Annotated in this window: 21 protein-coding genes; 12 read left to right on the top strand and 9 right to left on the bottom strand. The window is 60.1% G+C overall.

Features of this window, described 5'->3' with window-relative positions:
- Positions 1-115: 115 nt before the first annotated feature.
- The 6 genes from HGP16_RS00125 (at position 116) to HGP16_RS00150 (ending at position 4,341) form a co-directional block, all read left to right on the top strand.
- Complete coding sequence (locus tag HGP16_RS00125) at positions 116-325, top strand: SlyX family protein (protein ID WP_120665174.1); 210 nt, start codon at positions 116-118, stop codon at positions 323-325.
- A gap of 118 nt (positions 326-443) precedes the next feature.
- Positions 444-1,196, top strand: coding sequence for a peptide-methionine (S)-S-oxide reductase MsrA (gene msrA / locus HGP16_RS00130; RefSeq protein ID WP_168838016.1), 753 nt, complete (start codon positions 444-446; stop codon positions 1,194-1,196).
- A 123-nt stretch (positions 1,197-1,319) separates the two neighbouring features.
- Positions 1,320-2,243, top strand: coding sequence for a bestrophin family protein (locus HGP16_RS00135; RefSeq protein WP_168838017.1), 924 nt, complete (start codon positions 1,320-1,322; stop codon positions 2,241-2,243).
- A 65-nt stretch (positions 2,244-2,308) separates the two neighbouring features.
- Entirely contained in the window at positions 2,309-2,848 is a 540-nt protein-coding gene (locus HGP16_RS00140) for a sigma-70 family RNA polymerase sigma factor (RefSeq protein ID WP_168838018.1), read from the top strand.
- Complete coding sequence (locus HGP16_RS00145) at positions 2,835-3,602, top strand: anti-sigma factor family protein (RefSeq protein WP_168838019.1); 768 nt, start codon at positions 2,835-2,837, stop codon at positions 3,600-3,602. Before HGP16_RS00140 ends, HGP16_RS00145 begins: the two co-directional genes overlap by 14 nt.
- Before the next feature lie 22 nt (positions 3,603-3,624).
- Positions 3,625-4,341 (top strand): Bax inhibitor-1/YccA family protein, encoded by a 717-nt coding sequence (locus HGP16_RS00150; RefSeq protein WP_168838020.1) that lies wholly within the window; start codon positions 3,625-3,627, stop codon positions 4,339-4,341.
- Between the two features lie 340 nt (positions 4,342-4,681).
- Here HGP16_RS00150 and dgoD read toward each other — a convergent pair whose 3' ends face one another.
- Both dgoD and HGP16_RS00160 read right to left on the bottom strand, forming a co-directional pair.
- Entirely contained in the window at positions 4,682-5,830 is a 1,149-nt protein-coding gene (dgoD, locus tag HGP16_RS00155) for a galactonate dehydratase (RefSeq protein WP_092712672.1), read from the bottom strand.
- Between the two features lie 30 nt (positions 5,831-5,860).
- Positions 5,861-6,670: a FadR/GntR family transcriptional regulator gene (locus tag HGP16_RS00160; protein WP_168838021.1), complete on the bottom strand. Its 810-nt coding sequence runs from the start codon at positions 6,668-6,670 to the stop codon at positions 5,861-5,863.
- Between the two features lie 332 nt (positions 6,671-7,002).
- Between HGP16_RS00160 and HGP16_RS00165 the strand changes: the two genes are divergently transcribed.
- The 5 genes from HGP16_RS00165 (at position 7,003) to HGP16_RS00185 (ending at position 13,265) form a co-directional block, all read left to right on the top strand.
- A complete protein-coding gene (locus tag HGP16_RS00165) occupies positions 7,003-7,434 on the top strand; it encodes an OsmC family protein (RefSeq protein WP_104824404.1) in 432 nt (143 codons plus the stop codon).
- A gap of 121 nt (positions 7,435-7,555) precedes the next feature.
- Positions 7,556-8,035 (top strand): hypothetical protein, encoded by a 480-nt coding sequence (locus HGP16_RS00170; protein WP_168838022.1) that lies wholly within the window; start codon positions 7,556-7,558, stop codon positions 8,033-8,035.
- A gap of 229 nt (positions 8,036-8,264) precedes the next feature.
- Positions 8,265-8,873, top strand: a complete 609-nt coding sequence (locus HGP16_RS00175) for a TetR family transcriptional regulator (RefSeq protein ID WP_168838576.1) — start codon at positions 8,265-8,267, stop codon at positions 8,871-8,873.
- Positions 8,874-8,934: 61 nt separating this feature from the next.
- Positions 8,935-10,083: an efflux RND transporter periplasmic adaptor subunit gene (locus HGP16_RS00180; protein ID WP_168838023.1), complete on the top strand. Its 1,149-nt coding sequence runs from the start codon at positions 8,935-8,937 to the stop codon at positions 10,081-10,083.
- A 23-nt stretch (positions 10,084-10,106) separates the two neighbouring features.
- A complete protein-coding gene (locus HGP16_RS00185) occupies positions 10,107-13,265 on the top strand; it encodes an efflux RND transporter permease subunit (protein ID WP_168838024.1) in 3,159 nt (1,052 codons plus the stop codon).
- 22 nt (positions 13,266-13,287) lie between these two features.
- Here HGP16_RS00185 and HGP16_RS00190 read toward each other — a convergent pair whose 3' ends face one another.
- From HGP16_RS00190 to HGP16_RS00205, 4 genes are all read right to left on the bottom strand, one after another.
- Positions 13,288-14,058, bottom strand: coding sequence for a metallophosphoesterase (locus HGP16_RS00190; RefSeq protein WP_168838025.1), 771 nt, complete (start codon positions 14,056-14,058; stop codon positions 13,288-13,290).
- A gap of 227 nt (positions 14,059-14,285) precedes the next feature.
- Complete coding sequence (locus tag HGP16_RS00195) at positions 14,286-14,759, bottom strand: VOC family protein (RefSeq protein ID WP_168838026.1); 474 nt, start codon at positions 14,757-14,759, stop codon at positions 14,286-14,288.
- 173 nt (positions 14,760-14,932) lie between these two features.
- Positions 14,933-15,946 carry a 4-hydroxythreonine-4-phosphate dehydrogenase PdxA gene (gene pdxA, locus HGP16_RS00200; protein WP_168838027.1) on the bottom strand — a complete coding sequence of 338 codons (1,014 nt, stop codon included), beginning with the start codon at positions 15,944-15,946 and terminating at the stop codon, positions 14,933-14,935.
- Positions 15,943-17,142, bottom strand: a complete 1,200-nt coding sequence (locus tag HGP16_RS00205) for a four-carbon acid sugar kinase family protein (protein WP_168838028.1) — start codon at positions 17,140-17,142, stop codon at positions 15,943-15,945. The genes pdxA and HGP16_RS00205 overlap by 4 nt, the downstream gene beginning before the upstream one ends.
- Positions 17,143-17,634: 492 nt before the next feature.
- Between HGP16_RS00205 and HGP16_RS00210 the strand changes: the two genes are divergently transcribed.
- On the top strand, positions 17,635-17,982 hold the full coding sequence (locus tag HGP16_RS00210) for a CAP-Gly domain protein (protein ID WP_168838029.1): 348 nt from the start codon (positions 17,635-17,637) through the stop codon (positions 17,980-17,982).
- 24 nt (positions 17,983-18,006) lie between these two features.
- Here HGP16_RS00210 and HGP16_RS00215 read toward each other — a convergent pair whose 3' ends face one another.
- The 3 genes from HGP16_RS00215 to HGP16_RS00225 form a co-directional block, all read right to left on the bottom strand.
- Entirely contained in the window at positions 18,007-19,083 is a 1,077-nt protein-coding gene (locus HGP16_RS00215) for a D-alanine--D-alanine ligase family protein (protein ID WP_168838030.1), read from the bottom strand.
- A 176-nt stretch (positions 19,084-19,259) separates the two neighbouring features.
- Entirely contained in the window at positions 19,260-20,450 is a 1,191-nt protein-coding gene (locus HGP16_RS34510; RefSeq protein ID WP_168838031.1) for an ATP-binding protein, read from the bottom strand.
- On the bottom strand, positions 20,447-20,743 hold the full coding sequence (locus tag HGP16_RS00225; RefSeq protein WP_168838032.1) for a helix-turn-helix domain-containing protein: 297 nt from the start codon (positions 20,741-20,743) through the stop codon (positions 20,447-20,449). The genes HGP16_RS34510 and HGP16_RS00225 overlap by 4 nt, the downstream gene beginning before the upstream one ends.
- Positions 20,744-20,871: the final 128 nt, after the last annotated feature.

A 20,871-nucleotide genomic window follows, 5' to 3' on the forward strand; every position in this document is an offset into this window, starting at 1 on the left:
CGTTTTTCAGTTTTGTCACATCGCCGTCAAACGGAGCCGGCGTCCGCTTCACACTGACTTCCGGGACTGTACGCAGCTGCCCCGATGTTATAGATCGTTGCGAAAGGGATCAGACATGTCAGACGAACAGAGCCGCATCACCAAACTCGAGGAGACGGTCGCCCATCAGGCGAAGACGATCGAGGAGCTTTCCGACCAGATTGCCGAGCAATGGAAGGTAGTGGAACAGACCAGGCAGAAGCTTGACCGGTTGACCGAGCGCTTTCTGACGCTGGAGGAGCAATCGCTGGACGCACCAGCCATCACCAAGCCGCCGCATTACTGAGGTCTGCCAACGCGTTCACGTTTCGGTGTTACACGCGGGCGTGTGTAACATTGAGCCTCGCCTTCCCGTATCTCCTTGTGACCGAAGAGTTTAGAATGGCGGTCGAGAGGAGAGTGTCATGAAGACTTCATCGACAGATATGATCCGCATCGGTTCAGCGCGGGTTGCGCGCCTTGCCGGACTCACTGCGGCCGCAGTGCTGGTCGGCGCCATCGCACTGCAATTTGTCGGCCGCGCATCAGCCGAGGATGCGCGTGTCATCCCGCCGCCGGGTATGGATGAAAAGGCAGGTTCATCGGGCACGGAGACGGCCGTGCTCGCCGGCGGCTGCTTCTGGGGCGTCCAGGGCGTCTTCCAGCATGTCAACGGCGTGATCAGCGCGACGTCAGGTTATACCGGCGGCGGCAAGGATGCGGCCCATTATGAAATGGTAAGTGCGGGCGACACCGGTCATGCCGAATCCGTGCGCATCGTCTTCGATCCGCACAAGATCAGCTACGGGCACCTGCTGCAGATTTATTTCTCGGTCGCGCATGATCCGACAGAGCTGAACTATCAGGGGCCGGACAGTGGCACGCAATATCGTTCGGCGATCTTCCCGACAAGCCAGTCGCAGGCCGACATTGCCAAGGCCTATATCGATCAGCTCAACCACGCCAAGGTCTTCGATGCCGGGATCGTCACCAAGATCGAGCCGTCCAGGCAATTCTATGCCGCCGAGACCTATCATCAGGATTTCCTGACGACGCACCCCACCTATCCCTACATCGTCATCAACGACCTGCCGAAGATCAAGAACCTGCAGCATCTTTTCCCCACGGATTATCGCGCCGATCCGGTCCTGGTGACGGCAAGCGCCAGCGCGAACTGACCGCCTGCCTGACCGACGAGCGATATCAGCCGGTCAGGGCCGCCTTGCAAGAAATGCTCGTTACTCCTGGCTCGTCTGGTGTATTGCTGCGCCATCAGACATTCATCGAGAGTGCAGTTCCTTATGATCGTCCGCGACCGGCCGAATCTCTTCCAGCTTTTCTTCATCCTTCGCGGCTCGATCGTCCTGCGCATCCTGCCGCAGATCATCGTCATCTTCCTGATGTCGGCCCTCATCGTCTGGGGACATGAAGAGCGGCCGAACCTGGTCGTTTCCTTCAACGGCTCATCGCTTTCTCTGCTCGGCATTGCCCTTTCGATCTTCCTCGGTTTCCGCAACAATGCCGCTTACGACCGCTGGTGGGAGGGGCGGCGTGACTGGGGACAACTCGTCTATCTTGCGCGCGGCTTCGCCCGGCAGACGCTGGTGCTGGAGGGTGCGGGCGAGGCGGGCATCGAGGCGCGCAAGCACCTGCTGCGCCTGACCATGGCCTTCGCGCAGGCGCTGGTCTGTCTTCTGCGGCCCGGCAGCGACGAGGGCAAGGTGCTGCGCCTTCTGACGGCGAGCGAGGCGGAATTCTATCACGCGGCACAGAATCGGCCGGATCTCATTCTGCGCCTTATGTCCGCCGACCTCGCGCGATTGAAGGCATCGGGCGCGATTTTGGATATCCAATACCAGATGCTGGATATCACGATCGGCCAGATGGGGGCGGCCCAGGCGGCCTGCGAGCGGCTGCGCAACACGCCGCTGCCCTTCGGCTATACGCTGCTTCTGCATCGCACCGCCTATCTCTTCTGTTTTCTGCTGCCCTTCGGCTTCGTCGATACGCTCGGCTGGGGCTCGCCATTCGTGACGGCCCTGATCGCCTATACCTTCTTCGGTCTCGATGCGCTCGGCGACGAATTGGAGGACCCTTTCGGCCGTCGCCCCAATGCGCTCGCCATCGGTGCCCTTGCCGATACGATCGAGATCAATCTGCGCGAAGCGCTTGGCGAAACCGACCTGCCGCCACTGCCGCAGCCGAAGGATTTCGTGCTGATGTAAGAAATCAGCAAAAAATATTCGTCGGGCGATGGAATAGAATCCGGAGTGCTTCCGTATATAGGGGTATGGAACGCAAAGGACGCACATTCGACGTTTTGGGGCAGCTCGGTTCGCTGAGACGTTATGCCCGCTCGCTCGTGCGCAATGCGGACGAGGCCGAAGATCTGGTGCATGACGCACTGGTCAAGGCATACGAGCGCAAGGCATCGTTCCGGCGCGACGGCAATCTACGCACCTGGCTATTGTCGATCCTGCACAATGTGCATATCGACCGCCTGCGCCAGACGAAATCGCAGAACCGTCGCCACGAGGAGGCTGCAGCCGAGCTCGAGCCGGCATTGCCGGCATCGCAGGATCATACGGTCCGTTTGAGCCAGGTCCGCGAAGCTTTCTTCAGTCTGCCCGAGGAGCAGCGTGAGGCGCTACATCTCGTGGCGATCGAGGACCTCTCCTATCAGGAGGCGGCATCCGCGCTTGGCATTCCAGTCGGCACGCTGATGTCGCGCATTGCGCGGGCTCGCGCGACGCTGCGCAATTTCGAGGAGGCTACCTCCAAGGTTTCCCATCTCAGGCTCATCGACGGAGGCGGCAATGAAAATCGTTGATCCGATCATCGATACCGATCTCGACGCCTATGTCGATGGCGAGCTGACCCTCGGGCGCCGTGTCGAGGTGGAATCCTATCTCTCGGAGCATCCCGAGATCGCGGCCAAGGTGATGGCTGACATGAGCATTCGCGGCGAGCTGCGCATGGCGCTGGCCGGAGAAGGCCATGTGGTCCGGGCCGAAACGCGCGAAGCCGCGCGGCGGCTGGAGCGCGGGCTGGTCTATGGACGCATGCTGGGCTCTTTCCAGCGCGTCGCGGCCATTGCCGTGCTGGTGACGACCGGCTGGGTCGCGCATACATCCTTCGGCGCCTTTACGGCGAGCGAGGTCAGCGCGTCCACACGGCCGCCGGCTTTCGTCGACGATGCGGTGCGCGCTTATAAGACAACGGCGGTGCGCGAAGAAATCAAGCAGCCGTCGGTCGTGAATTACAATCCCGAGGAAATCCGCGCTTCGACGGCGATCGTCCTGCCGGAGCTGCCGGGTGGCTGGCGCGTCACCGATGCGCAGATCTATCCGTCGGAGTTCGGTCCGAGCGTCGAAATGATGGTTGATGCCGGCAAGGACGGGCATTTGTCACTTTTCGCCGTCCGTCCGGGCACATTCGCCGTCAAGGACGTCAGTCACGTCAAGCGTGACGATGTCCAGGCTGCCTATTGGCAGATCGGCGAAGTCGCCTATGCGCTGATCGGCAATGGCCAGGCGGACCAGCTCGACAGCGATGCCGAACAGCTTGCCCGCAGCCTGTACTAGTTTGAATTAAAGGAGAACGACCATGAACCCGACCAATCCGCGATACGGCTACGGCGCCGCCGCCGGCTCGCAGGCGCTCTTCGACGAGGGACTGCGCAAGCATATGCTGCGCGTCTACAACTACATGGGTATCGGCCTTGTCGTGACGGGTATCGTCGCGCTGATCGTCGGCACCACGCCGGCGCTTTATGTGCCGATCTTCCAGACGCCGCTGAAGTGGGTCGTCATGCTGGCGCCGCTCGCCTTCGTCTTCTTCTTCTCGTTCCGCATCCAGTCGATGTCGGCGAGCACGGCGCAGATGATGTTCTGGGCGTTCTGTGCGGTCATGGGCCTGTCGCTGGCTTCGGTCTTCCTGGTCTTCACCGGCACGAGCATCGCACGCACCTTCTTCATCGCCGCCACCATGTTCGGCGCGACCAGCCTCTACGGCTATACGACCAAGCGTGATCTTGCCAACATCGGTTCATTCCTGATGATGGGTCTGTTCGGTGTGATCATCGCCAGCGTCGTCAATATCTTCCTGGGGTCCAGCGCGCTGCAGTTCGCAATCTCGGTGATCGGTATCGTCGTCTTCGTCGGTCTCACCGCCTGGGATACGCAGAACATCAAGGAACAGTATGCCGAAAACTACGATCAGGAATCGCAGCAGAAGCTCGCCGTCTTCGGCGCCCTGTCGCTCTACCTGAACTTCGTCAACATCTTCCAGCTGCTGCTGAATTTCACCGGCGAACGGGAATAGTTTGGAATTACTCGCTTGAGCATGATCTGAGCTGAAGGGCACTCCACCCCTTTGGTGATCCTGCTCCAGGAATGCGTCTCCCTGGGGGCTTGTTGAGACGCATGACGCGCCTGCAGTATCTGCGCCGATACTGCAGGCGCAACCTTTTTCAACAACGGAAACCGGGCCTACGATGGAGCCAGTTTCGTCGTCATCTTCGCCGCAGCGCGGCAAGGGGAAAGGTGCCGGATTTCAGAGAGCACCGGTTTAAAGAAAAGCCCGACAGCGCAGATCTGCTGCTGTCGGGCCTTCAATCATTCGGGGTAGAAAATCTTCGGCCTCTGAGGTGAGGGCCGGACTCTTACCATTCGGCGACGCTGCCGTCCTCATGGCGCCAGACCGGGTTGCGCCAGCGATGGCCTTCCTTGGCGCGTTCGATGACATAGGCTTCGTCGACTTCGATGCCGAGGCCGGGACCCTGCGGAATGCTGACGAAGCCGTCGGCATATTGGAACACCTCCTTGTTGGAGATGTAGTCGAGGATGTCGTTGCCCTTGTTGTAGTGGATGCCGAGGCTTTGCTCCTGGATGAAGGCATTATAGCTGACGGCGTCGACCTGCAGGCAGGCGGCGAGCGCGATTGGGCCGAGTGGGCAATGCGGGGCGAGCGCCACGTCATAGGCTTCGGCCATGGCCGCGATCTTGCGGCATTCGGTGATGCCCCCGGCGTGGCTGAGGTCGGGCTGCAGAATGTCGACATAGCCGTCCGACAGAACCGACTTGAAATCCCAGCGCGAATAGAGGCGTTCGCCGAGCGCGATCGGCGTCGAGCAATGGTTGGCGATTTCCTTCAACGCTTCGCGGTTTTCCGACAGCACCGGCTCCTCGATGAAGAGCAGCTTGTAGGGCTCCAGCTCCTTGGCCAGGACCTTGGCCATCGGCCGGTGGACGCGGCCGTGGAAATCGACGCCGATGCCGATATAAGGGCCAATCGCCTCGCGGATGGTGGCGATGGTTTCGACAGCCTTCTCCACCTTGTCGTAGGTGTCGACGATCTGCATCTCCTCGCAGCCGTTGAGCTTGATTGCCTTGAAGCCGCGGGCAACCACGTCCTTGGCGTTGTTGGCGACGTCGGAGGGACGATCGCCGCCGATCCATGAATAGACTTTGATCTTGTCGCGTACCTGGCCGCCGAGCAGCGAGTGGATCGGCTGCCCGAGCGCCTTGCCCTTGATGTCCCACAGCGCCTGGTCGATGCCGGCAAGGGCCGACATGTGGACGGCGCCGCCGCGATAGAAGCCGGCGCGGTACATGACGTTCCAGTGATCCTCGATCAGGAAGGGATCCTTACCGATCAGATAGTCTTCCAGCTCGTGCACAGCCGCCTGAACCGTAAGCGCGCGACCCTCGACCACGGGCTCGCCCCAGCCGACGATGCCTTCGTCGGTCTCGATCTTCAGGAACAGCCAGCGCGGGGGAACGATATAGGTCGTCAGCTTGGTGATTTTCATGGGAATGATTCCGTTTGGCTTTGGGTTGCGTCAGCGGCGCGAGGCCGCGGATCTCGGGGTTTCGGGATTTGTTTTCCGGCCTTCGTCCAGTCGTCGTTCGACGGCAAGATCGCGCGCCGCAAGATCGAGCATGCGATGAGCGCAGTCGCGCGCGGCGTTCCGGTCGCGAAGGCGCAGCGCCTCGACAAGTTCGCCGTGAACCGCAATCGCCTCGTCGCGGCTATGGGCGGCGACGTTGGAGGCATGGAGCGCATATTTGAGGCCGGCATGCATGGCGCTGGACAGGCGTCGGAATACCTGATTGTGGCTGGCGCTCAGGAGTACGTTGTGGAAGGTCACGTCGGCCTCCGTAAAACCTTCCGGATCATCGCCGCTGTGGCGCATCCGCTGCCATGCATTCTCCAGATCGGCAATCTCGCGGGCGGTGGCGCGCTCGGCCGCATATTCGGCGGCGGCGGGCTCGATGGTGCGGCGCGCCTCGAGAATGGAGCCGAGAATGTCGAAATCGGCGATGAAGGGACCCATCCATTGCAGGACATCCTGGTCGAGAATGTTCCAGTCGTCCTTGTCGCAGACCGTGGTGCCGATGCGCGGCTTACCGCGCACGAGGCCCTTGGATTCCAACACTTTGAGAGATTCGCGGATAACCGTGCGGCTGACGCCGTACATTTCACAGAGGTCGTTTTCGCGCGGCAGGGTCGAGCCGGAGGGATAGCGTTCGGCGCAGATGTCTTCGGCGATCGCGGCGGTCACGTTTTTGCGCACGCGCGGGCGGCGCGCCGGCCGCGTTGAGGAGCCATGCCCCTGTTTTGCAAGCCCCTGTCTTTCGAGCGATTCCACCCTATCTCCTCTACACCGTTTCGCATGCTCGCCCGAATATCTCTCTCGGCCAGAGGCAGGCGGGTCTTTCATGCAGGCGATGCCCGGCCATGTTTCGTGACCGTATTGAAATCATGATACGATAATCATCATACATTGGCAACATTCTTGTATGATGATTGAGAGGGTGCGATTGCCTTTTCCGGATCGACGCCGCTTCTGTTACGGCGGCGTCGTCTTCAACGGATAGAAGGAATATGGTGTCGGTGCAGGCGGCCAGGCCGCTTGCCGTCGATCATCAGGGGGAGGCGGGTTTCGCTTCCCTAAGTTCATTCAACGATAAGGAGGACGACATGCAGATCAATCGTACAGGTTCGGCCCAATGGTCCGGCGGTTTGAAGGACGGCAAGGGTCAGATCTCGACGCAGAGCGGCGCGCTCAATCATTATCCTTACGGCTTTGCCAGCCGGTTCGAAGGCGTTCCCGGCACCAATCCGGAAGAGTTGATCGGCGCTGCGCATGCCGGTTGCTTCACCATGGCCCTGTCGCTGATCCTGAATGAGGCAGGCTTCACCGCCGAAAGCATGGAGACGACGGCCAAGGTCACGCTTGAAAGCGTCGAAGGCGGTTTCGCCATCACCGCGATCCATCTGACGCTGACGGGCAAGGTTCCCGGCGCCGACGAGGCAACTTTCACCGAGCTTGCCAACAAGGCGAAGGCGGGTTGCCCGGTTTCCAAGGCGCTTGCTTCCGTTCCGATCTCTCTGGAAGTTCACGCCGCCTAAGCGGCCGTTTCAGCCTTTCGCGTCGCGCTGGCTGGCGCGGCGCGTTTAGTGTATGGTCCCTCCACCGTGGGCTTTGCGCTGTCATTTTCACTGAAATGCGGTGCTTTAAGGGGAGGGGCGAATGTCTGGAATTCTCTTAATTCATGTCGTCATAAGCTTGATTGCCATCGTCAGCGGCGTCGTCGTGGCCCAGGGGTTTCTCGCGGGCAACCGTCATAATCGATCGACGCTCGTCTATATGCTGACCACCGTTCTTACCAGCCTGACGGGCTTTCTGCTCCCGTTTCACAGTGTCACGCCGGCGATCATCGTCGGCACCGTCTGTCTTCTGATCTTCATCCCGACGGCGCTGGCACGCTACAGGTTTCGTCTTTCCGGCATCTGGCGTCCCGTCTTCGTGATCGGCGCCCTGGTGCTGCTCTTCTTCAACTGTCTCGTGCTGATCGTTCAGTCGTTCCAGAAGATATCGGTCCTCAATGCGCTGGCGCCGAATGGCAACGAGCCGCCGATATTAGCTGCGCAGGTGGCGCTGCTGGTGGTGATTGTGTTCGTCGGCTTTTTCAGCCTTCGACGCTTTCATCCAACGCTTATGAGCGCCTGAGCGGGCGACTTTCGCTGCTGCGACAAAATGCCGGACACTTTCGCTGCGTTCCGCGAGGAGCGTTGTCGATGATTTAACTCTTGTTTCAAGTTGTTCGGCGCATCCTCGGTTTATTCAATAGCATCTAAAAGCCGCCCAGGTTGCGGGCGGCTTCATTGACATCGGCGCTCTGATGGTTTACGAGTGACGAAAATTGAAAATCGTCACTCGTAAACCATCAGGCCTGCTCATGCTCGATCTTTCCGACGTTAGCGCCGATCCTGCCCGCCAGGAAAACGTCACGCGTATTCTCGATGCCGCCGAAAAGCTGTTTCGCCACTATGGCTACAGCAAGACGAACGTGGCCGACATCGCGCGCGATCTCGGCATGTCGACGGCGAATATCTACCGGTTTTTTGGCTCCAAGACGGAAATCCATCAGGCTATCTGTGGGCGCATGCTCGGCCAGAGCTACCAGATGGCGCTTGCCATCCGCAATCAGCCCATCAGCGCCGCCGATCGGCTGCGGGCCTATACCATGGCCCAGTACAGGATGACGATGGAGGCCATGCTCGACGAGCAGAAGGTTCACGAGATGGTCGTTGTCGCCATCGAGCGCGATTGGCACGTCATCGAAAAACATATCGACAGCATCCACGATCTGATCGCCGAGATCATTGCGGAGGGCATTGCCGCCGGTGAGTTCGTCGAGCAGGACCCCTATGTCGCGTCCAAATGTTTCGGCGCGGCGACCATCAATCTCTGTCACCCGCAGATGGTGGCCCAGTGCCTCGCCAAGACAAACCGGGCCGAGCCCGAGGATCTCATCGAATTCGCCATCAGGGCCTTGAAGAAATAGCAATGCGCGCACCGGATGGCCGGCGTGCTTCCACTCTTTTGTTCGACTTTAGGAGAGCGACATGGTTTCGCTGACGACCAACACCCTACGGACCGTAGCCGGCGCGGCGCTTTTTGCCGCATTTGCGCTGACGCTCTCCGGCTGCAACGAGAAGAAGGAAGAGGCGGCGGAGGTGATCCGGCCGGTGAAGGTGGTCGAGATCGCCCAGGCGGACACGACACGCAAGCTCGATTATTCGGGTGCCGTGCGCGCCCGCACCGAGATGAACCTCGGCTTCCGCGTCAATGGCAAGATCGTCGAACGCAAGGTGGATATCGGCCAGAGGGTGAAGCCCGGTGATGTGCTCGCCCGCATGGATGCGACCGATTATGTCCTTGCCGTGCGCCGTTCGCAGGCTGATCTGGATTCGGCGGAAAAGCAGGTGCAGACGACCGAGCTTGCCCGCACACGTGCGCAGACGCTGTTCGATAAGAACGTCACCTCCAAGTCGCAGCTCGAACAGGCCGAACTCTCCTATGAACAAGCCGTTTCGACGCGTGATTCCGCGGCTTCGGCGCTGACCGAGGCCAAGAACCAGGTCGCCTATGCCGACCTGACCTCGGACATGAACGGCATCGTGACTGCAATCAATGCCGATGTCGGCCAGGTGGTCAGTTCCGGCACGCCGGTCATTACCGTTGCTGTCGATGGCGAGAAGGAAGTGCAGGTCGCCGTGCCGGAAATGGACATCGCCCAATTCAAGACCGGCAAGGACGTCAAGGCGCGCTTCTGGTCCGACTCAGCTCTCGTTCTGGATGGAAAGGTGCGGGAAGTATCGGGCAGTGCCGATCAGTCGCGCACGTTTGCGGTGCGCGTGAGCCTGCCGAATGATCCGCGCGTGCTGCTCGGCATGACCGCGACCATCGAAGCGCTCGCCGGCAATACGAAACCGTACGTTTCCATTCCGCTGAGCGCCCTTGCGCAGAAGGACGGGCAACAGATCGTCTGGCTCGTCGACCGCAATGCCGGCACCGTCCATTCCCGCGCCGTCAAGATCGCCGATTTCGCCGATGATGGCGTGCGCGTCGCCGATGGCCTGAAAACCGGCGATGTCGTCATTGCCGCCGGTACGCAATTCATGACCGAGAACATGAAGGTCAAGGTCCCGAGCGCTGGCGCTCAGCAGGCCTCCGCGGAAACCAAAGCCGCTTCGGCGGATATCGTACGCTGACCCGGATCGAAGGGGACGACATCATGTCCATCAATAGCACCTCCGGCGAGAGGAAGCGTTTCAACCTGTCGCGCTGGGCGATCGCCCATCCAAGCATCGCGCGGTTCCTGTTCGGGCTCATCATCATCGCCGGCGCGCTCGGCCTGACCCATATGGGCCAGAAGGAAGATCCGGATTTCACCTTCCGCGTCATGGTCGTGCAGACCGTGTGGCCCGGCGCTTCGCTGCAGGACATGGAAGACCAGGTGGTCAACAAGATCGAGCGCAAGCTGCAGGAAACGCCGCATCTCGATTGGGTCAAATCCTATACCCGCGCCGGCTTTGCCATCACCACCATCCAGATCAAGGGCGACACCAACACCGCTGAGGTGAAGGACGCCTTCTACCAGATCCGCAAGAAGATCGGCGATATCGGCAACGAGCTGCCGTCCGGCCTGCTCGGTCCGTATTTCAACGATGAATTCGGCGATACTTTCATCACGCTGCATTCGATCAGCGGCGACGGCTACACCTATCCGGAGCTGAAGAAATTCGCCATCCAGGCCCGCGACATGCTGCTTTCGACGCCGGGTGTCGAGAAGGCCACCATCATCGGCGACCAGGCGGAGCAGATCTATATCGATGTCTCCTCCAAGGTTCTGGCCGAGCGCGGGTTGACGCTCAACGACCTGAAGAACGCCATTGTCGGCCAGAACAATGTTGATCCGGCGGGCACCGTCGATACCAGCACGCGCTCGGTGCGCATCTCGGTCGAGGGCGATGTCAACAAGATCGAGGACATCAAGAACCTCCGGCTCAATGCGGGCGGCCAGGTGACCCGTCTCGGTGATATCGCCATCGTCACCGCCGGTCTGCAGGACCCCTACACGGCCAAGTTCCTGTATAACGGCCATCCGAGCGTGCAGCTGGGCGTCGTCATGGCCAACGGCTACAAGGTGACCGATGTCGGTACGTCCGTCGAGGAAACCTACAAGCGGTTCGAAGCCTCGCTGCCGGTCGGCGTTCAGGTCGACCAGATCGCCAACCAGCCTGACGTCGTCACCGACGCAATCAGCGAATTCATGCATGCGCTCGGCGAAGCTCTCGTCATCGTGCTGATCGTCTCGTTCCTGTCGATCGGCTGGCGTTCCGGCCTCGTCATTGCCATCGCCATTCCGCTGGTGCTGGCCGCGACCTTCGCCATCATGTACGAGTTCGGCATCGACCTGCAGCGCATTTCGCTCGGCGCGCTCATCATCGCGCTCGGCCTGCTGGTCGACGACGCCATGATCGTGGTCGAGCTCATGGAGCGCAAGCTGGAGGAGGGGCTCGTGAAGCTCGATGCCGCCAGCTTCGCCTATTCCTCGACCGCCTTCCCGATGCTGACGGGCACGTTGATCACGACCGCAGGCTTCATTCCGGTGGGTTTTGCGGCATCGACGGCCGGCGAATATGTCCGCACGCTCTTCTACGTCGTTGGTATCGCGCTCGTCGTCTCCTGGTTCGTGGCCGTCTATTTCACGCCATGGCTCGGCTACATGATCCTCAAGCAGCGTCACCATGCGGGCGAGCATCATGACGTTTTCGATACGCGCTTCTATCGCCGCCTGCGGGCGTCGGTCACCTGGGCCGTGCGTCACCGCGTCATCGTACTGCTCCTGACGCTTGCCGCCTTCGTCGGCAGCCTGTGGTCCTTCCAGTTCATTCCGCAGAATTTCTTCCCGCAGTCGTCGCGTCCGGAAATCCTCGTCGATCTTTGGCTGCCCGAGGGCACCAGCATCAAGGAAGTCGAACGGCAGGCACAGGCGCTGGAAGCCCGCATGGCCGATGATCCGGACAAGCGCTTCATCGCCACCTATGTCGGCCAGGGCGCGCCGCGCTTCTTCCTGCCGCTCGATCAGCAGCTCACCAACCCGAACTATGCCCAGATGCTTGTCATGGCCAAGGACGAGCCGGCCCGCGAGCGGCTGATCACCAAGATGCGCGGCATCCTGGCGGCGGATTTCCCGTCGGTCCGCGGCAAGGTCGACCGCCTGTTCCTCGGTCCGCCGACAGGCTGGCCCGTGCAGCTGCGCGTCATGGGTCCCGACCGGCAGGAGGTTCGCCACATTGCCGACGAGGTGAAGCAGCGCTTCTCTCAGAATCCGTTGCTCGGCGCCATCCATGACGACTGGCTCGAGCCGGTGCCGGCGATGAAGCTGGTGATCGATCAGGATCGCGCCCGCGCTCTCGGTGTTACCTCGCAGCGCATCCGCCAGATGCTGCAGGCCTCGATGTCCGGCGTCACCCTCGACAATTATCGCGAGGGCGAAGAAACCGTCGGGATCGTCGCCCGCGAGCCGGACGCAAGCCGTCATCTGCTGACCTCGGTGAACTCGGTCTATATCCCCACCGATAGCGGCGGATTCGTGCCGCTGTCGCAGGTTGCCAAGATCGTGCCCGTGATGGAGCAGAGCATAGAATGGCGCCGTGACCGCCTGCCGACCATCAGCGTGCGGGCGACCCTGCCCGACAATGTGCAGTCGAACGATGTGACGGCCAAGCTCTACAACGACATGGCCGATCTCAGGAACAGCCTGCCGGCCGGCTACAAGATCGAGATCCAGGGCGGCGCCGAAGACAGCGCCGAAAGCCAGGCCTCGATCGCCGCCAAGGCGCCGATCATGCTCGTCATCATCGTCGTGCTTTTGATGGCGCAGCTGCAGCACTTCGGCAAGGCGATGCTGGTGCTCGCCACTGGCCCGCTCGGCATCATCGGTGCGGCAGGCGCCCTCTTGATCAGCGGTGCGCCCTTCGGCTTCGTGGCGATCCTCGGCGTCATCGCGCTGCTCGGCATCATCATCCGCAACTCGATCATCCTCGTCGACCAGATCGACCAGGATATCGCGGCGGGCATGGATCGGAAGGAAGCAATCATCGGCTCGGCCGTGCGTCGTTTCCGGCCGATCATGCTGACGGCGCTGACGGCCGTACTCGCGCTGATCCCGATCTCGCGCGGCGTCTTCTGGGGGCCGCTCGCCTACGCCATGATGGGCGGCATTCTGGTCGCGACCGTGCTGACGATCTTCGTTTTGCCCGCCGGCTACGCCCTGTTCTTCGGCCGCGAGCCGAAGAGCAAGTCGGCGGAACCGCCGGCCAAGGAGCAGGCCGACGAGGAGGAGCAGAATACCATCCATCTGCCGCCGGCTGTGGCGGCGGAATAGGGCATCTTAAGAAACCCCGGTCTCAGGCCGGGGTTTTCGTTTGGGTTGTTCGGATCGGCGGCAGGGTGGTCTGCCTGCCATCGGCGATCTTGAGGATCGTCAGGCTTCCGCCCATGGAAACGGCCGTATCGATGCCGATGCGGCCTATGCCGAAAGTCGGATGGGAGTCAGGCGTATGCCCGTGGACCACCAAAATCGGCAGTCGCGGTCCTTCCGACAGGAAGGGCTCACGGATCCACATCAAATCCTCGTCCGTCTGATCCCTGAAGGGAATACCGGGCCTGACGCCGGCATGAACAAAGAGCGTCGAGCCGAATGTGACGGCTGCGGCGAGCGACCGCAGCAGATCGACATGCGCTGGCGGCATCGCCTTCAGCGTCATGTCGCGCAATTGCCGGATGCTATAGCCAAGGTCGAAAAGTATGTGCCTGGCGTCGATGCCATAGGAGGCGAGCGTCGGCAGCGCGCCGAATTCGAGCCAATGGACATTGGTATCGGGATCATCGAGAAAATGCAGGAAGACATCGTCGTGATTGCCGCAAAGCGCGTAGCGGTCGAAGCCTTCCGGTGGCGGCGCGCTGAGATGCGCCAGCACGTCGCTGGAGCGCGGGCCGCGATCGACATAATCGCCGAGAAACATCAAAAGCTTGCGGCCGGGAAGGGAGCGGGCATCGGCAACGATGCGTCTTTCAGCCTCCGCCATCTCGTCGTGGCAGCCATGGATGTCGCTCAGTGCATAGATCGCGGTATAATCGCGTCCGGTGAGATCAATGCGGTCCCGTTGCTGCTGCATGAAATCGGCCGTTTCCCGCCGGGTCGTGCTTGAACGGCCGCGGCAGTCCAATTGCTTGAAATGGTGTCGAAACCCGCTTTCGGCGAGTCTGTATCGGACGGTATTCCAAGCATCGACCTGCCGCAAGTCTTACGGGCAGCGGCATTGGTCTGAACCGCTGAAATTGCAGGGAATTTCAGAATGTCTTCGGGGGATCGCACGCATGGCACAATCCCCCGAATGGTCGCTCAGTCGCGATAGGCGGCCTCAAGCTCGGCAATATCGAGCTTCACCATCTCCATCATCGCCTGCATGACGCGGGCCGCCTTGGCCGGGTCCGGATCGGCGATATATTTGCCGAGCACACTCGGCACGATCTGCCAGGAAATGCCGTAGCGATCCTTGAGCCAGCCGCATTGAACGGCCGCTCCCCCATCAGTCAGCCCGTTCCAGAGCCTGTCGACTTCAGCTTGGTCGGCGCAATCGACCTCGAGCGAGATCGCATGGGTGAACTCGACGTGGCTGCCGCCGTTCATCGCCATGAAGCGCTGTCCGGCAAGCGTAAAGCTGACGACCAGAACCTGATCGGACTTTCCGGCCGGCGTGTCGACGATATTCCTCTGAACATGATCGATTCTGGAGTCCGGGAAGAGCGAAACGTAGAAATTCGCTGCTTCCTCCGCTTCGCGCGCAAACCACAGGCACGGGGCAATCTTGGACATAATGTGCTCCTCTCTCGGATAGCTTTCTTTAGCTAAGCTGCCAGAGGACGTTCGATAGAGCGGGATGCCGACAGGTGGATTTGAAAAAGTGCTTTTCAAGTCGCCGTAGGTAAGCGGAGCGGCAGAGGAAGGTGTCAGAGGTCCGGCATACGCGGAGACGCAGCAAATCTATCTCAACCGCCCGCGAGCCTTTCGGCGAATTCGATCGCCTCGATCAGGCTGCGCTCATTGGCGATGCCCTTGCCGGCGATGTCGAAGGCGGTGCCGTGGTCGACGGAGGTGCGCACGATCGGCAGGCCGAGCGTGATGTTGACGCCGGAAAGGTCAATCCATTTTCCCGTCGCCGGGTCGATTTCGAAACCCAAGAGCTTGACCGGGATATGTCCCTGATCGTGATACATGGCGACAACAGCGTCATATTGGCCGGCGCGCAGCTTGACGAAGACGGTATCGCCGGGGACGGGGCCGACGATGTCGAGGCCCTCGGATACGGCCTTGGCGATGGTGGGCGCGGAAATATCGATATCCTGCCTGCCGAAGAGGCCGCCTTCGCCGGCATGCGGATTGAGCGCCGCCACCGCGATCTTCGGCTTGGCGATGCCAAGATTTTTGAGCGCCTTATGCGTGAGGTCGATGACGAGCCGCAGCCGCTCGGGCGTCAGGCGCTTCGGCACATCCTCCAGCGCGACATGCGTGGTGACGTGGCTGACGCGCATGTTGCCATGGGCCAGCATCATCACCGAGCCGCGCGCGCCTGTCAGCTCGGCCAAAAGCTCGGTATGGCCGGCATAATGGAAGCCGGCCTTGTTCAGCGCTTCCTTGTTGAGTGGCGCGGTGACGATGCCGCCGACCTTGCCAGACATGGCAAGCTGAACGCCCTTCTCGATCGCCTTATAGGCCATGCGTCCACCATCTGCAGAAAGCCGGCCCGGCAGGATCGGCTCTCCCTCGGCATCGGCCTGGATGAAGCAGAGGTTCGGCCAATCGCCCTCCATCTCGGCTTCCGGGATTTCGATATCGGGGCCGAGCTGCCGTTCGGCGAGGCGCAGGGCTGGGCCGCTGCCGATAATTGTAATCTTTAACTTACCTTCGTCAATCCTGTCCTTCAGCCGGGCTGCGGCCTTGACGATGATTTCCGGGCCGATGCCGGCGGGGTCGCCCATGGTGATTGCCAGGTGTCGCGTCATGGTTCTTCTCCTCCGGCAATCAGCCCGTTTTCACTCAAGAGATCGCGCCATAGGGTAGGGCCGCCGAATGCGCCTGATTTGGAGATCACCGTGGTGCCTTGCCAGGGGCCGCCGACGATGGTGGAGCGGGGCAGGCCCGGCGCTGCCTGGCCGGTGATGCTGAGGGCTGTCACGTCGAGCGCCGAGCATAGGTTTCGCAGGGTTTCGCCGCCAGCGACAATCAATGTGCCTGGAGCGGGCAGTGCCTTGGCCATGCCGCCGAAGGTCGCCTCGATCCGTCTTGCCGCATCGTCGCGCGCGAGCCCCGCCGGCAGATCGATGCTGACCATCGCGACGCCGCTTTGCTGGATTTGATGATCGACGGCATCGGCATCAGCGCCTTCGGCAAGCTTCAGCCAGTTGGGGCCGCAGGCCTGGAGCTGCGCGAGCGTAATCGGCTGGTCCGAGCCGAACAGGCCAAGCACCGGCCTTTGCAGCCTGCGTGAGATGGGGACAGTGGGTGAGGGCAGCTGTTCACCTGCGTCTCTTTCGGCCTGAGTGCGACGATGCCTCACGAGATCGATATTGCGCGCTAGTGCTCGGGCTAGCCCGCCGGTGCCGCTCCAGAGGACCGGTCCCTCCAGGCGCGATGATACCCAGGCGATGACAGCGTCCAGATCGTCGTCCGAATGGGCATCGAAAACATGGATGCCATCCGGAATGGGCTGGTTTTCAACGCCATCGACGGAGGTCCGGTCGAGAGCCGTGTTGAAGGCCGGCAATCCCTCTGCCCGTAAATGAGCGGCGAGATCGCCACTGACGTCGCGCCAGGCATCCTTCCCGGCAAACAGCACCTGCCGTCCGCCCCTTGTGTGCCGCCCATGATGCGGAAAGGCCGGCGCGAGAATGCAGTGCCGCCAGTGGCCGAGCCGAAAGCAGGCCGCGAGTTCCGCCGCCCAGGGGCCGCGAAACAGGCTGTCCACCTTCTTGAAGGCGAGATCGGCGCCCTGCAGCAGCGGCGCAATGCCACTGAGGATGGCTGCCGCTTCGGCAGCCGTTTTCTCGCGGGTGCCGCTGTCGATCGCAAGGCAATCCGGCAGGCTCGCCGGAAGTGCATCGCCGCGCTCCACCTCGATCGGCCCATAGACGCCGACGAATTCGACAGCCGTATCGAGCGCGCCGGTCAAATCATCAGCGATAAGGCGGAGGGTGGGCATTGGCGGAGAAGCCTTCAGCGGGCCTTGCGGGTATCGGATAAGGAAATGGACGTGAGGCCTTGCGGTTGCTCTTCTGGCGCGCAATCTTCAGCCTTCCATGAAGGATGTCAACGGGTTGCTTTGTCACTGAGTCATGTCGGCCCGTCGCCGATGAGATCGCTGTCGCACAACCCCTTCCGCCATTGGAGCAGGCGATAGCATATGAAACAAAAAGCGCCCCTCACCCCAACCCTCTCCCCGTTTTGACGGGGAGAGGGGGCGATCCCGCCAAGCCCCTTCGCCCCGCGTGCGGGGAGAAGGTGGACTAGAACAGTTGAGCGAAGCGAAACTGTGAGAGGACGGATGAGGGGCCAACCTGTCCCTATGCAACTGCCTGCCATTTCATCCAGCCGGGCTGCGACGTCTGCCCGCGTTTACTCGGCAGCGCATATGCGGCTATGCTTGTATCGCAACGATGCAGCCGGTTGCTTCGGCCGCTTCAAGGAGGGCAGTGTGAGTTACGGTTTCCATGTGGGTCAGAAGGTCGTCTGTATCGATGACAAGTTCAAGCATGTCAGCATCGATCAGCTGATCCGCAAGGGGACGATCTATACGATCCGCTGGGTCGGCGAATACACCCATTATATCGACGGCACATTCATCGGCGTGAAGCTGGAGGAGATCCATCGCGGCAACGATGACGGCCCGGAAGGCTATGGCGCCGCCGACATGCCCTACCGCGCCAGCCGCTTCCGCCCGCTGGTGAAGGACAAGATCGCCTCGCTCAGAAAGCTGCTGGCACCGACGCCGGATGCGCCTGTCGAGCCGAAGGTCAAGACCAAGAAGACGGAAAAGGTTTGACGCTCGAGGGCATGGCGAGCTGAATTAGGCTCGTCGCGCCCGCGCAAGCCCGTGCTCGATCAGCCGGCTGATCAGCTCCGGATAGGAAATGCCCGAGGCGCCCATGGCCTTGGGATACATGCTGATATTGGTGAAGCCGGGCATGGTGTTGATCTCGTTGATGACAATGCTTTGATCCGGGCTCTGATCCGGCCGCACAAAGAAATCGACGCGCGCCAAGCCCTCGCATCCGAGCGCGCGAAAACCATCCGCCGCCATGCGCTTCAGCACGTCGGCCGTCCCGGCCGGAATATCCGCGGGCACGGTGACGACGGCGCCATCCTGATCGAGATATTTCGCCTCGTAGGAATAGAAGCCGTGCGTCGCCGCCGTGGCGATCTCGCCCGGCACGGAAACGAAGAGCGTACCGTCAGGCTCTTCCAGAACGGCGCATTCGATCTCGCGGGCGCGCACGAATTCTTCCACCAGCACCTTGCGGTCATGCCGGAAGGCCTCGGCAAGTGCTGCTTCAAATGCTGCGGCATCCTGCACCTTGCTGACCCCGACCGATGATCCCTGGCGCGTCGGCTTGACGAAGACGGGCGAACCGAGCGTGGCTGCGATCGCATCGAAATCAGGCTTGTCGCCGCGCGTCAGCGTGACGGAGCGGGCCACCGGCAGGCCGGCCTCGCGCAGCAGGCGCTTTGCCATGTCCTTGTCGATCGCGTTGGCCGAGCCCAGAATGCCGCAGCCGACGAGGGGCAGGCCGACGATCTGGGCAAGGCCCTGAATGGAGCCATCCTCGCCGTTCAGCCCATGCAGCACCGGAAACAGCACATCGACCACGGGCAGCTCGTGCGCGCCAGCGCCCTCCAGCGCCATCAGCCGCCCCTTGCCGCCCGGAACCAGGCAGACTTCCGTGCCCTCATAGGCAATCGGCTCCGGCAGCACGCCGCCCTTTTCCTCCACCAGCAGCCAGCGCCCGGCGCGATCGATCAGGATCGGAACGATCTCATATCTCGCGCCATCGATCGCCTTGACGACATTGCGGGCCGACATGACGGAAACCTCATGCTCGCTGGACTGACCGCCAAACAGAACGGCGACGCGTAGTTTCGACATTGAGGGTTGCTCTCCCGGGCCAAGAAGGATGTGATGGGAGAAGGGTTTAAACGGGGGATTGCAGCGGAATTGGGGTGGGGGCTGCGTTGCGATGGTGCAAAGAGGTACGCCTCGTGCTAGAGACCATCCAAAGGCTTCAATTCTAGTTAGAAGTGACTAGCCAATATATTGATTTATTACTGCTTTTTTTGAGCTAGCCGATAGTGCGCATTGGGATCACGGTCCTTGGGGGTAACAAAGTCAAGAATTCCGCGTTTCGCAAGCCTATGGAGTCTATTTTTTGCTGTATGCCAATCAGCGGTACTTAGTATTCTAAGGGCCTGGCTCACGTTAATTTTATGATTTTCCGCAAGATAGTTGATAATTTTTCGCTCTTCGAGGTCAATGGAAAAAGAAATTGCTTCTCCAAGGATCTTGTAAGCTTCGCTATCCAGTGTATTTGTTCGATTTACAATATCGTTGTACATTGTAGCTGTTACGCTAGACGGCGATTCAAGATAAGATATTGGTGGCAGCTTCGCATTTTGCAGTTCGCGTCTTATCCGCTTTGTTCCTTCGCTAATGCAGCGAACCTCCCCGTATTCACGGAGTACGAACATCAAGAATGGATTTCGAGGCTTATGGATAAAGTTATCCGGGTTTATTGACGGCATAAACGTTCCCGGATTTGATATTACTAGACGATCATCAAAGAGTTTGACGAAGATGGGCTGCGTCTTTGCGTGGTAGGATCGGTGCACGCATGCGTTTACCAGCAATTCATACCAAGCGTCGTGTGGATATTCCGGCACGCTGTAGAATTTGCCATGCCTGAACTCAGTAAATTCGCGAAGATTTGCGTCAATTGTTGCAGCTGCATCTTTAATGACATCCAACAGGGATCCTTGGATCATACGATCCTTAATTACATTGTATTCCTTGCCTGATTTCTCCTCATTTCCAACATAACGAAGGAAATGAACATACGAGCCCGGGAAAACCTGTTGAGGATCCTTTGCAAACATTAATGCGCAAACGTTATTTGGAACGAATTTTCCTTCTCTAACTTTCCCAAGCCGCATTGCTTCAAGAATATCGATACGGTCAATTTCGTCAGAACCATCACGTGCATCGCGAACGGTTTTAACAAACCTGTCGATGATATTTTGTCGGAAGTCATCTGGCCATTCGAGAGGACAAGGCTCAAGCTCAAATGCACGTTCGCCCTTGTTGATCCGGACTTCTTGTTTTTCCGCGTCTGTTAGCTTCCTAGGTCGATCAGACTCGCGACAATAAGCATCGCCATTTGTAAGTTCTACGAGTTTGTCGTCAACAAAATAGACTCTAACAAGAATGATGAAGTCCTCTTCACCGTTCTTGTTTCTCACAGCCACCCTTCGTGTTTTGAAGCGACCGCCGGCACAATGATCGCGGTCACGGCACCATCGTTTTCTATTCCGATGGCTACAACGCCGCCCTCGACCGCGGGACCGTTGCCAAAAGCAGACAGGCAGATAGCAAAAACCTCCGCTTTGGCTCGCGCAGACTTCCGTTCGAATCGCGTATTCTCAGGCTGTTCCGTTATGAACTTCCAATCTTCGCTATCAAAAATCTGATCTGGCTTAATTAAAGCATCGACCGTTGATCTTTCTAGGATCTCAAGGAAACTAAGTTGCGTCATTGTGAAATAATTGAAATGCTCGAGGCGTCCCGAGCTTCTTGTTTATTGCTTGGAAATTGAGATTCTATCATCTCACCCTTGAGATGATTCCTCAAATGACTCGCAGTTCGCGCGTTCTGCATCGGCTA

Origin of the sequence: Rhizobium sp. P40RR-XXII, from assembly GCF_012641405.1 — a bacterium.
In the GTDB taxonomy this organism is placed as follows: Bacteria; Pseudomonadota; Alphaproteobacteria; order Rhizobiales; family Rhizobiaceae; genus Rhizobium.